The organism is Kitasatospora sp. NPDC003701 (assembly GCF_053587085.1).
This window is the reverse complement of the sequence record NZ_JBSFNM010000071.1, coordinates 34585-46590: the sequence shown is the minus strand read 5'-3', so window position 1 is coordinate 46590 and position 12006 is coordinate 34585. Positions and strand designations below refer to the sequence as shown.

Here is a 12006-nt window from a genome sequence, read left to right as displayed (position 1 = left end):
GAGGCGTAGGAGGCGCCGCCGCCGCCGTGCACGTGCAGGTCGACGAAGCCGGGCACCACGGTGTACCCGGTCAGGTCGAGGTCACCCGGCTCGGGCTCACCACCGACGCCGGCGATGCGGGTGCCCGCGACGGCCAGACGGCCGCTGTCGACCACACCGCCGGGAAGGACCAGCCGGGCGCCGGCCAGTGCAGAACGGTCCGCGGTTGTCACGCGGTCACCACCTTTCCAAGAGACTGTCCGTACCGGTGCGCGGAACCGCTCGCTGTGGACGCGCGACCACGGCGGCGCTGACCGCGCTCGTGCACCGGCCGACGCCGGGCCCGGGGTCATGAGGTGCGCCCGGCGCTCCCGAGGGCCCCCGGAGCACGTTCGCCCGGCGGTCAGCGGGTGGCGAGGATGCCCAGCAGGCGGGCCACTTCGGCTGCGACCGTGTCCCGGGCCGGCCCGAGGTAGGTACGCGGGTCGGCGACATCGGGCGCCGCCCGCAGGCGGTCGGACACCGTGCGGGTGAAGAGCTTGTTGAGATGGGTGGAGATGTTGACCTTCGTCATGCCGGCCGCTACGGCCTTGGCGAGGTCGGCGTCGTCGACGCCGGAGGAGCCGTGCAGGACCAGGGGCACGTCCAGTTCGGCACGCAGGCGGGCTATCAGGTCGAGGTCGAGGGCGGCGTCGCGGGTGAGCATGGCGTGCGAGCTTCCCACGGCGACGGCCAGCGCGTCCACGCCCGTCGCCGCGGCGAACGCACGGGCTTCGGCGGGGTCGGTGCGGACGCCGGGGGCGTGCGCGCCGTCCTTGCCACCGATCTCGCCCAGTTCGGCCTCGACCCAGACGCCCGCCCGGTGGCAGTGCTCGGTGATCTGCCGGGTGGCGGCGACGTTGTCGTCGTACGGGAGCCTGGACGCGTCGAACATCACGGAGGTGAAGCCGAGTTGGACGGCCTCGTGGACGAGTTCGGCGGACTCGGCGTGGTCGAGGTGGACCGCCACCGGGACGGCGGCCGCCCGGGCGAGGGCGAGCGAGGCCAGGGCGATCGGGGCGAGCGAGCCGTGGTAGCGGGCGGTGTTCTCGCTGATCTGGAGGATGACGGGCTGGGCGGCCCGCTCGGCCCCGGTGACGATGGCCTCGGCGTGTTCGATCTGGACGACGTTGAACGCCCCGGCACCGTACGTACCGGTGTGGGCGGGACCGACGATGTCGCCGGTGGGTGTCAAAGGCATGAGGGTTCTCCACGGAGGCGGTGGCGGAGCAAGGGGCAGGGGCGTCGGCTCCGCTGCTGCGGGCCGGGCGCACGCGTCGCCCACGGACGCGCGCCGGTCCGGCGCGGGGCGGGAGGGAGGAGCCGGGGGCTCACGCGGGGGTGATGCCGAGGATCACGGAGCGCGTCAGGTTGCGGGGGCGGTCGGGGTCGTAGCCGCGCGCTTCGGCGAGGAGCACGGCCAGGCGCTGGGCGACGATCAGGTCGGCGAGCGGGTCGAGTGAGCCGGGCGCGCCCGCCGACGCGGAGGTGAAGTGGCCGCCGACCCGGGCGATGTCCTCGGCGAGGCCCCGCGGAGCCGGGCCGAACAGCCAGGCCACGCGGCCGGGACCGGTGATGCTGATGGGGCCGTGGCGGTACTCCATGGCGGGGTAGGCCTCGGTCCAGGCCCCGGCGGCCTCGCGCATCTTCAGGCCGGCCTCCAGGGCGAGGCCGTACGTCCACCCCGTCCCGAGGAAGGTGAACTGCTCGGCGCCGCTCACCTCGGGGCCCAGCGGGAGGTCGAGGGCGCGCCGGGCGTCCCCGACGGCCTCGGCGACCGGGCGCACCCCGGCCGGCAGGGCGCCCTCGGACTCCAGGTGTGCGCGCAGCAGGACCAGCGCGGTGGTGGCGAACCGGGTCTGGACGACCGACTCCTCGTCGGCGAAGTCGAGGACGACGGCGTGGTCGGCGGCCGTCATGACGGGCGTGGCCGGGTCGGCGGTGACGGCGGTGGTCGCGGTGGTGCCCTTGACCTTCGCCAGCAGGTCGAGGACCTCGGTGGTGGTGCCGGAGCGGGTGAGGGCCACGATCCGGTCGTAGGTGCGGCCGAGGGGGAACTCGGAGGCGGCGAACGCGTCGGTCTCGCCGTGGCCGCCGCTCTCTCGCAGCTGCGCGTAGGCGTGGGCCATGAACCAGGAGGTGCCGCAGCCGACGACGGCGACGCGCTCGCCGCGGCGGGGCAGGACACCGGCGTACGAGCCGGCGGCCCGGGCTGCTCGCTCCCAGGTCTCGGGCTGGGAGGCGATCTCGGCCGAGGTGCGGGAGGTTTCGAAGGTGGTCACGCGGATTCCTTGGGCTCGAAGGGGGCTGGAGAGGGTCCGGGTAGCTCAGAATGCTGTGCTACAAGCAGCATGAGTGTCAACTGTTGCTTGAAAATCAGTTCAATTGAGCATGTGCGCGCAGATGGCAGGGAGCAGGCATCAGTGCGCGCGGTCGGGGTGGGACTTCTCGACCACGACCTTCGCGAGCAGCCGGCGGTAGACCGCGGCGTCGATGTCACCGGCGACCGGACAGGGCACGGCGGCGGCCGACAGGGCCACGGCCGTGCGCAGGATGTCCGGCCAGGCGGAGCCGGCCTCCAACCCGGCGGCGATCGCCGCCACGCAGGCGTCGCCGGCACCCGTCGGGTTCCCCGAGAGGTACTCGGGGGGAACCGCGGTCCAGGCGCCCTCGGACGTGCCGGCGTACAGGCCGTCGGCGCCGGCGGACGCCACGACCGCGCGGGCACCGAGGGCGCGCAGCATGCCCGCGGCCTGCACGAGGTTCGTGGACCCGGTGGCCGCCGCGATCTCGTCGGCGTTGGGCTTGATCACGTCGGGGCGGGCCGCCAGGGCGTGCAGCAGGGCGGGGCCGCTGGTGTCGAGCACCGTCAGCGCACCGGCCGCCGACGCCGTGCCGACCAGGTGTGCGTAGGCGTCCTCCGGCAGCCCCGGCGGGGCGCTGCCGCTCAGGACGACCACGCGCACCCCCTCGACCAGAGCGGCGTACTGCTGGGAGAACAGCTGCCATTCGGCCGGGGTCACGTACGGTCCGCGCCCGTTGAAGACGGTGGCGTCGCCGTCGTCGTGCGAGACCACGGCGAGGGTCCGGCGCGATTCGCCCGCCACCTCGACGAAGGCGTCCCGGATCCGGGTGGTGCGCAGTCCGTCGCGGATCCGCCGGCCGGTGTCCCCGCCGATCAGGCCGGTCGCCACCGGGGTGTGCCCGAGGGCCTCCAGCACCCGGGCGACGTTGATCCCCTTGCCGCCCGCCCGTTCCTGCGCGGTGTCGACGCGGTGGGACGTGCGGGGCCGCAGGCTCCCGACGCCCCAGGTGAGGTCGAGGGCGGCGTTGAGGGTGACGGTGAGGATCATCGCGCGGGCGCTCCCGTCCGGTCGGCGGGCGCGGCGTGCCCGGCCGCCTGCCAGGCGGCGAGACCCGCGCCCAGGCACGCGGCCCGGTCCCCCAGTTCGGCTTGGACGAGGAGGGGGCGGCGGTGGAAGGTGAGGCGTTTCTCCAGCCCGGCGCGCACCGGGTCGAGCAGCAGCGGGCCGGCCTCGGCGAGACCGCCGCCGAGGACGATCAACTCCGGTGCGAGCAGGGCGGTGGCGGTCGCCAACGCCTCCGCCAGCCCGGTCGCCGCGCGGTTCCAGACCTCCCGTGCCACCGGGTCGCCCTGCGCGGTCAGGGTTGCGACGTCGGCCGCGCCGTCCACGGCCCGGCCGGTGCGGGCCGTGTAGGCGGACGCGACGGCGGCCGCGGACGCCACGGTCTCCAGACAGCCGGAGCCGCCGCACGCGCACGCCCCCGCCCCGGACCCGACCGCGATGTGGCCGAGTTCGCCGGCGTACCCGTCGGCCCGGACCGGCCTGCCGTCGCAGACCAGAGCGGCGGCGATGCCGGTACCGATGGCCACGAAGAGCACGTTCCGCGTTCCGCGGGCCGCGCCCAGGGCGCATTCGGCCACGCCGCCCGCGCGGACGTCGTGGCCCAGGGCGACGGGCAGACCGGTCCGTTCCTCCAGCAGCGCGGCGAGGGCGAGGTCGCGCCAACCGAGGTTCGCCGACCACACGGCCCGCTGCAGCCCGTCGTCCACGATGCCCGGGACCACCACTCCCGCGTGGCGCACCGTCAGCCCGCGCCCGGCGGCCGACCGCTTCAGCGCGAGCAGGGTGTCGGCGACGGCGTGCAGGACCGCGCGCGGTCCGTCGGCGCGCGGGGTGGGCCGGTGCACGGTGTCCAACGGCCTCATCGCGTGGTCGAGGACCGCGCCCTTCATACCGGTGCCCCCGACGTCGAGGGCGATCACGCACCCCTGCACCCGGGCGCCGCCGATCTCAGGGCCCTCCGGGACCGAGGCCACTCTCCCCCACACCCCGGTCCGCACGGACGGGGGTTCGGGGGGCACGGCGGCCGAGGGCTGTGCGGTCATCCACAGGGGCACGGCCTCGGGGGTCCGGGTCACCGGGCCGGATCCTTCGCGTCGACGGCCGCTCGGGGGGACGTCTTCGGCTCGGGAAGCGTTGCTGTCCATCAATGTCGAACCACCCTGATGATCGAACATGCGCGATTGGCGCATGAAATATACGGATTCGGTCAAGATGTATGATCGAAGTATCCAGATGGAAGCCTGCCGCGTCCAGGGGGTGGCGACCCGAGCTTGCGTCACGTGCACCGATCATCCGCGCCGCACGATGCGCGGTGGTGCGCCGTTACGATCAACTTCGCGCACACTCCCGGGCGGTGATCGGCCGCCCGGGGGCGGAACCCGGCCCCCCGGTGCGCGGTACCGGAGTCCACGGCACAGAAGTCCACGGCACAGAGGGAGGACGACGCATGTCCAAGCACGAGCGGTGGAGCAGGCTGCTGGAGCTGCTCGCGGTCGACGGCAGGCTGGAGGTCGAGGAGGCGGCCGCCTCGGTCGCGGTGTCACCGGCGACCATCCGGCGCGACCTCGACGAACTGGCCGAGCAGCGACTGCTCGTCCGCACCCGCGGCGGGGCGATCGCGCACGGCGTCTCCTACGAGCTCCCGATGCGCTACAAGTCCTCGCGGCGGGTCTCCGACAAGCAGCGCATCGCGATCGCCGTCGCGGACTTGCTGGGCGAGGGGGACGTCGTCGGACTCAACGGCGGCACCACCACCACCGAGGTGGCCCGGGCCCTCGTGCTCCGGGCGCGCGGGGGAGCGCCGGAGCGGGGCGAGACCCCCACCGGAGCGATGTACACGATCGTCACCAACTCCCTCAACATCGCCGGTGAACTGGCGGTCCGCCCGCGGTTCAAGCTCGTGGTGACCGGCGGCGTCGCACGCCCCCAGACCTATGAACTGGTCGGCCCGTTGGCGGAGGGCGTACTGAACCAGGTGGTGCTCGACACCGCCGTGCTGGGCGTCGACGGCGTGGACCCGCAGCTCGGCGTGATGACGCACCACGAGGACGAGGCCGGCATCAGCCGGCTGTTCGCCGAACGCGCCCGCAGGGTGGTCCTCGCGACGGACTCCTCCAAGATGGGCAAGCGCGCCTTCGCGACGATCTGCGGCCTGGACCGGATCGACGTGCTCGTCACCGACTCCGGCCTGGCCCCCGACCTGGCGGCGCAGTTCACCGAGGCCGGCATCGAGGTCGTCACCGTCTGACGCCCCGCACCGCACCCGCGCCGCCGGAGGGGCCCGCCCGCCCTTCCGGCGGCGCCGTGGTCACGGCCGCCCGCGGCCCGGCACGCCTCCGCGGTCCGTCACCCGGCCCCGCGCGGGCGGGCCCGTACACCGCCGCCCCGGGGCCGTCGCCGCAGCGGAGTCCTCCGGCCGCCGGGCCCCTTCCCTACCGCGGAGGAAGGTGGCACCGTCGAACGGAGCAACAACAGCGCACACGGCCGATCATGAGCTTCAACCGGAAGGCTGCTCGACCCGACCGCGCCAACCTTCGGCCGCGTGAGGACGAACAGGGCCCTGAGCTGCCCCCTTCCACGGCCCGGCCGGGTTCGACAACTGCCGGGTTGGCATCTTTTGCGTAACAGGCCTGGTTCTGAGCCCACTTCCTCGTGTTTACTTTGCCCACAGCAGATGCTCGTTCATGAGCGAAACGCGGGTCTATCTTTCACCTGTGTGCACGCTCCGAATCTGCGGCAGTTCCCAGACCCCCACTGGGCCGCGTCGCTGCGACCGGCCAGGAGACAAGGCGGTACGGACGATGAACAAGCGGTTCCTGGTAGTGGCGGCCGGCGCCTGTAGCATCGGGCTCACCCTCACGGCCTGCGGCAGCAGCGGCGGCGCCTCGGGCGGCGAGGCCGTGACACTGAAGCTGGTGGCCGCCGACTACGGCGACAAGGCCTCGAACAGCTCGGCGGCCTACTGGAACGACGTGGCGCAGCGTTTCACCGCCGCCAACCCGAAGATCAAGGTCGATGTCCAGGTCATCAACTGGAACGACATCGACACCCAGGTCAAGACGATGATCCAGAGCGGCAACGTCCCGGACGTCCTGCAGACCGGCGGCTACGCGGACAAGGTCGCCGACGACCTGCTGTACCGGGCGGACGAGGTGCTGTCGGAGAAGACCCGCGCCAACCTGATCGACAGCTTCGCCAAGGCCGGCGAGGTCGGCGGCACGCAGTACGGCATTCCGTTCGTCTCCTCGGCGCGGGCCTTCTTCTACAACAAGGCGGTCTTCGCCCAGGCCGGCATCACCGAGGCGCCCAAGAGCTGGGACGACCTCAAGGCCGCCGCCGAGCAGATCAAGGCGAAGGTGCCGGGCGTGACGCCCTACGCGCTTCCGCTCGGCCCGGAGGAGGCCCAGGGCGAGTCGCTGATCTGGGAGCTCGGCAACGGCGGCGGCATCGCGGACGCCAAGGGCACGTACACCCTGAACAGCCAGGCCAACGTCGACGCCTTCAGCTGGCTGAAGTCGAACCTCGTCGACCCCGGCCTCACCTACGCCAACCCCGCGACGACGGACCGCAAGACCGCGTTCGCGGACTTCGCGGCCGGCAAGGCCGCGATGCTCAACGGCCACCCCTCCCTGATCCAGATGTCCAAGGACGGCAAGGTCGACTACGGCGTCGCGCCGATCCCCGGGAAGACCGGGGCGCTGAAGTCCACGCTGGGCGTCGCCGACTGGATGATGGCCTTCAAGGACAACGGCCACAAGGACCAGGTCCGCACGTTCCTCGACTTCGCGTACTCCAAGGAGAACACGCTCAAGTTCGACGAGCTGTACAACCTGATGCCGGTCACCGAGGACACGCTGCAGGAGATGACCGGCAGCGGCAAGCACCAGGACCTCGAACCGTTCTTCGCGCTGCTGCCGAACGCGGCGTTCTACCCGCTGGGCAACACCACCTGGGACGCCGTCTCCGCCGAGATCAAGAAGAGCGGCGGCACGGCCGTGACCGACCCCGCCAAGGTGCTGGGGGAGCTGCAGAAGAAGGCCGAGGCGGCGGTCTCCAACCAGTAGGCAGACCCGGCGCACCGATCTGTCACGGAAGGCAGGCTCCCCATCGTGTCCCCCAACCCACCCACCTCCGGCTCCGGCCGCAAGCGCCCGGGCGGTCTGGTCCGCCTGGGGCCGCTGCCCTGGATCGGACCGGCCGTCCTGCTCATCGCCCTGGTCGTCCTCTGGCCGGTCTACGAGATGGTCCGCACCTCGTTCCTGCGGATCAGCAGCAGCGGATTCGTCCGGGGATCGGCCGGGTTCGACAAGTACAAGCAGTTGTTCGAGGATCCGTCGCTGCCCTCGGTCGTCCTGTCGACCGTGGTGTGGACCCTGGTCGTGGTCACCGCCACCATGGTGATCTCCCTGGCGCTGGCCCAGCTCTTCAACCAGAGGTTCCCCGGCCGGCGCGTCACCCGCTGGGCGCTCATCGCGCCCTGGGCCGCCTCCGTCGTGATGACCGCCATCGGCTTCAAGTGGATGCTCAATCAGACGGCGGGCGTCCTGAACACGCTGATGACTGATCTGGGGCTGATCGACGGCCCCGAGGACTGGCTGGGCGACCCCTCGACGGCGTGGCCCTGGATGATGTTCGTCGCCGTCTTCGTCTCCCTGCCGTTCACCACCTACACCCTGCTCGCGGGGCTCCAGACCATCCCCGGCGAGATCTACGAGGCGGCCAGGGTGGACGGCACCACCACCTGGCAGACGTACCTGCGGATCACCCTGCCGCTGCTGCGGCCGGCGTTCCTCGTCGGCGTCGTCATCAACCTGATCAACGTCTTCAACTCCTTCCCCATCATCTGGAGCATGACCCACGGCGGGCCGGACAGCGACACCGCGACCACCACGGTGTTCATGTACCAGCTCAAGAACTCCGACATCGGCCGGTCCGCGGCGATGTCCGTCGTGAACTTCGCCCTCGTCGTGGTCATGGTCGTCGTCTTCCTCAAGGCCAGTCGCTGGAACCAGGAGGAGAACTGATGGACCGTCCCGCCCTCACGCGCGCGAAGGCCCGGCCCGCCCCGACCCCCCGCTCCCCCGCGGGCGGCACCCGGCCCGGAGCCCGCACGGTGCGACCGCGCACGCTGCGACCGCGCACCCTGCTGATCGCCGCCGTCGCCTGGCTGCTGGCGGCCGTGTTCCTGCTGCCGTACGCGGAGATGGTGATCACCGCGCTGCGACCGGCGAGCGAACTGCGCGACGCCACCTACCTGCCGACCGAGTTCGAGTGGTCGAACTTCGTCAACGTGTGGCGCGAGTCCCACCTCGGGGACAACCTCCGCGTCACGCTGCTGGTCGCCGGGGGGTCCACCCTCCTCGTCCTGCTGGTCGCCGTCCCCGCCGCCTACTACACCGCACGCGTGAAGTTCCGCGGCCGCAACCTGTTCCTGCTCCTGGTGCTGGTCACCCAGATGTTCCAGCCCACTTCCCTGCTGGTCGGCCTCTACCGCGAGTTCTACCAGCTGCACATGCTCAACTCCGTGTGGACGCTGATCCTTTGCAACGCGGCCTTCAACCTGGCGTTCGCGATCTGGATCCTCACGGCCTACTTCGCCTCCATCCCGGTGGCGCTGGAGGAGTCCGCGATGATCGACGGGCTGGGAAGGGGAGGTGCGCTGCTGCGGATCACCCTGCCGCTCGCGATGCCCGGGGTCGTCACCGCGATGATCTTCACCTTCATCGCCGCGTGGAACGAGTTCGTCATGGGCCTGACGCTCTCCACCATTCCCGAGAACCAGCCGCTGACGGTCGGCATCAACAGCTTCATCGGCAACTACACCGTCCAGTGGAACTACCTGTTCGCCGGCTCGGTCATCGCGATCGTGCCCGTCGTCGTCCTCTTCGCGCTCATCGAGCGGAAGGTCGTCTCCGGCCTCACCGCCGGCTCCGTCAAGTAACCCCCGCACGCCACCCCCGGCCGCCCGCCCCCCGTCCCCCGACCCCGGGGGGCGGGCGTTTGCCGTCCCCCGGGGGTCGCGGAACAGGGGCGGGAGAGCGCCCTCTCCCGTGCCGCCGACGTGGCGAAGCCGCCCACGAACGGACAAAAGCTACGGCCAGGTAGGCCTTGACGATCCCCTTACCCCCTGACACCTTTTGGTTGAAGCTGCTCGTAAGACAAGTAGTTGCAGCATCTTCAAGCAAGGCATCTGCTCTGCCGCGTGAAGCGCCGCACGTCCGCTGCCCCCTGACGATCACGCAGCACGACGGTTCCGGCGACGGCCCGCTCCGGCGCGAAGCCCCGGAACGACCCCCAACGGTCCGGTCCCCACGCCCCACGCGTCACCGTCACCGCCCGGCGCGGATCGCGCCCTCCCGGCCGTGCACCCCGGTGTGCGGTCCCGTGCCCTTCTGTCCGAAGGAGTCAACCATGAGCCGGTTGCACCGACGAGGCCGTCGCCTCGCCGCCCTCGTCGCAGTCACCCTCACCCTCCCGCTCACGGCCACCGTCACCCAGGCCGTGGCCGCTCCCCCAGCTCCCGCCCCCTCGCCCTACGCCCTCGTACCGCTGCCGGTCTCGCAGCAGGCGGTGGGCGGCCAGGGCTTCGCCCTCACCCCGCGAACCCGGATCTCCGTCCTGTCCAAGGACTCGGCGGCGGTCGGCGTCGGCACCTACCTCTCGAAGCTGCTCGCCCCCGCGACCGGCTACGACCTGCGCGTCGTCAAGGACACCAAGGCGCCGAAGAACGCCGTGGTCCTGGACCCCAACGGCCCCGAGAGCCTGGGCGCCGAGGGGTACACCCTGACGTCCGGCACGGACGGCGTCGTCGTCAAGGCGCACGGGGCCGAGGGCCTGTTCCGCGGCGTGCAGACCCTGCGCCAGCTGCTCCCCGCCGCGGTGGAGTCCCGTACCAGGCAGTCCCGTTCGTGGACCGTCTCACCCGTGCAGATCTCCGACTCCCCCCGGTACGAGTACCGCGGTGTGATGCTGGACGTCGCCCGCCGCTTCTACCCCGTGGACCAGGTCAAGCGCTACATCGACGAGGCCGCGGCATACAAGATCAACACTCTGCACCTGCACCTGACCGACGACCAGGGCTGGCGCATCGCCATCGACGCCCTGCCGGACCTCACCAAGGTCGGCGCCAGCACGCAGAGCGGCTTCACCGGCGGCACCGACTGGTACTACACGGCGGCGGACTACAAGGAGATCGTCTCCTACGCGACGTCCCGGTTCATGACCGTGGTGCCCGAGATCGACGGCCCCGGCCACACCGAGGCCGCGCTGGCCTCGGTGCCCGGACTCAACTGCGACAACAAGGCCAAGGCGCCCTACTCCGGCTTCGAGGTCGGCATCAGCCTCTACTGTCTGGACGACGGCACGCACATCGGCAACACGAGGCGCTTCCTGAAGACCGTCATCAAGGCGGTGGCCAAGCTCACCCCCGGCCCCTACATCCACCTCGGCGGCGACGAGACCCCGCAGGCCACCCCGGAGGGGTACGCCGCCTACGTCAAGGCGGCCACCGACGCGACCGTCGGGCGGGACAAGACCGTGATGGGCTGGCACCAGCTCGGCCAGGCCCCCGTCCCCGCCGGCAGCCTCCTGCAGTACTGGGGCGAGGACGACGACCGGGAGAGCATCGGCACCCCGGACGAGACCGACAGCGTCCGCTTCGTGCGCAACGGGGTCGCCCAGGGTGCCAGGTTCGTGATGTCCCCCTCCGACCACGCCTACCTGGACATGAAGTACGACGTCGGCACCCCGTACGGCCTGAGCTGGTCCGGCTACGTGCCGGTGCAGCGGTCCTACGACTGGGACCCGGCGACCGTCACCGGCAAGCTCGACGGCACCGGCGCCATCGTCCCGGCCCAGAAGATCGCCGGCGTCGAGGCCGCCCTCTGGGCCGACCGCGCCTACGAGGGCAGCAACGCGCTGCCGACCCCGGCCACCACCTGGCCCACGCCCCAGGCCTACGCCGACTACATGAGCTTCCCCCGGCTGCCCGCCCTCGCCGAGGTCGGCTGGAGCCCCCAGTCCGCCCGTGACTGGAACGGCTTCCGCCAGCGCCTGGCCCAGCAGGGCCCCCGCTGGACGGCGGCCGGCATCGGCTACTACGCCGCCCCCGGCATCCCCTGGCCCGGCGTCGTCAGGACCGTGGAGGGCGTCCACACCATCGTGACCGGCGGCATCGCCCTGGAGAACGGCGGCTCCGCGTCCGACGGCTCCGACCTGCTGATGTGGGCGACCAACCGCGGGAACAACCAGACCTGGACCATCGCCCCGCAGTCCGACGGCACCTACACCATGACCAACAAGAGCTCCGGCAAGTGCGCCGAGGCCACCGGTGGCGCCGGCGCCACCGTCGTCCAGCGGGCGTGCGACGGCCGGACCGCCCAGCGCTGGAGGATCACCCCCACCGCCGACGACCAGAGCACCATCACCTCCGCCGGCACCGGCCTCGTGCTCACCGCCGCCTCGACCGCCAACGGCGCCAAGGCGACCCAGCAGCCCGACACCGGCTCCGTCCTGCAGCACTGGACGATCGACTGACCGTCCCGCCACGGGCCACCGCCCGCCCCCGCTCCGGACGGACCCCGCCGTCCGGAGCGGGGGTGCGTCCGCGCCGGGGCCCGCC

The 12006-nt window shown here is 71.9% G+C and carries 9 protein-coding genes and 1 pseudogene; 5 read left to right on the top strand and 5 right to left on the bottom strand.

The features are described from left to right. The 5 genes and pseudogenes from ACWDRR_RS38530 to ACWDRR_RS38510 all read right to left on the bottom strand — a co-directional run. Positions 1–212 (bottom strand): annotated as a pseudogene (locus ACWDRR_RS38530) (N-acetylglucosamine-6-phosphate deacetylase); the annotation flags it as partial. 170 nt (positions 213–382) lie between these two features. Beyond that, positions 383–1219: a class II fructose-bisphosphate aldolase gene (locus ACWDRR_RS38525; RefSeq protein ID WP_449776947.1), complete on the bottom strand. Its 837-nt coding sequence runs from the start codon at positions 1217–1219 to the stop codon at positions 383–385. 130 nt (positions 1220–1349) lie between these two features. Further along, positions 1350–2300: an SIS domain-containing protein gene (locus ACWDRR_RS38520; protein WP_449776946.1), complete on the bottom strand. Its 951-nt coding sequence runs from the start codon at positions 2298–2300 to the stop codon at positions 1350–1352. 138 nt (positions 2301–2438) lie between these two features. After that, positions 2439–3371 carry a 1-phosphofructokinase family hexose kinase gene (locus ACWDRR_RS38515; RefSeq protein WP_449776945.1) on the bottom strand — a complete coding sequence of 311 codons (933 nt, stop codon included), beginning with the start codon at positions 3369–3371 and terminating at the stop codon, positions 2439–2441. Continuing rightward, positions 3368–4462, bottom strand: coding sequence for an ROK family protein (locus tag ACWDRR_RS38510; protein WP_449776944.1), 1095 nt, complete (start codon positions 4460–4462; stop codon positions 3368–3370). The genes ACWDRR_RS38515 and ACWDRR_RS38510 overlap by 4 nt, the downstream gene beginning before the upstream one ends. A 371-nt stretch (positions 4463–4833) precedes the next feature. Here ACWDRR_RS38510 and ACWDRR_RS38505 point away from each other — a divergent pair, with 371 nt between their 5' ends. From ACWDRR_RS38505 to ACWDRR_RS38485, 5 genes are all read left to right on the top strand, one after another. Beyond that, positions 4834–5634: a DeoR/GlpR family DNA-binding transcription regulator gene (locus ACWDRR_RS38505; protein WP_449776943.1), complete on the top strand. Its 801-nt coding sequence runs from the start codon at positions 4834–4836 to the stop codon at positions 5632–5634. Positions 5635–6187: 553 nt separating this feature from the next. After that, the gene (locus tag ACWDRR_RS38500; protein ID WP_449776942.1) at positions 6188–7450 is read left to right on the top strand and encodes an extracellular solute-binding protein; all 1263 of its coding nucleotides are present in this window, start codon (positions 6188–6190) and stop codon (positions 7448–7450) included. A gap of 45 nt (positions 7451–7495) precedes the next feature. Next, positions 7496–8410 (top strand): carbohydrate ABC transporter permease, encoded by a 915-nt coding sequence (locus tag ACWDRR_RS38495; RefSeq protein ID WP_449776941.1) that lies wholly within the window; start codon positions 7496–7498, stop codon positions 8408–8410. Further along, a complete protein-coding gene (locus ACWDRR_RS38490; protein ID WP_449776940.1) occupies positions 8410–9327 on the top strand; it encodes a carbohydrate ABC transporter permease in 918 nt (305 codons plus the stop codon). Before ACWDRR_RS38495 ends, ACWDRR_RS38490 begins: the two co-directional genes overlap by 1 nt. 470 nt (positions 9328–9797) lie before the next feature. Beyond that, a complete protein-coding gene (locus tag ACWDRR_RS38485) occupies positions 9798–11921 on the top strand; it encodes a family 20 glycosylhydrolase (RefSeq protein WP_449776939.1) in 2124 nt (707 codons plus the stop codon). Positions 11922–12006: the final 85 nt, after the last annotated feature.

Excerpts from the sequence above, each read along its gene's own strand:
- ACWDRR_RS38500 (WP_449776942.1), top strand. The coding sequence starts at position 6,188 with ATGAACAAGCGGTTCCTGGTAGTGGCGGCCGGCGCCTGTAGCATCGGG.
- ACWDRR_RS38490 (WP_449776940.1), top strand. The coding sequence starts at position 8,410 with ATGGACCGTCCCGCCCTCACGCGCGCGAAGGCCCGGCCCGCCCCGACC.
- ACWDRR_RS38485 (WP_449776939.1), top strand. The coding sequence starts at position 9,798 with ATGAGCCGGTTGCACCGACGAGGCCGTCGCCTCGCCGCCCTCGTCGCA.
- ACWDRR_RS38525 (WP_449776947.1), bottom strand. The coding sequence starts at position 1,219 with ATGCCTTTGACACCCACCGGCGACATCGTCGGTCCCGCCCACACCGGT.
- ACWDRR_RS38515 (WP_449776945.1), bottom strand. The coding sequence starts at position 3,371 with ATGATCCTCACCGTCACCCTCAACGCCGCCCTCGACCTCACCTGGGGC.
- ACWDRR_RS38505 (WP_449776943.1), top strand. The coding sequence starts at position 4,834 with ATGTCCAAGCACGAGCGGTGGAGCAGGCTGCTGGAGCTGCTCGCGGTC.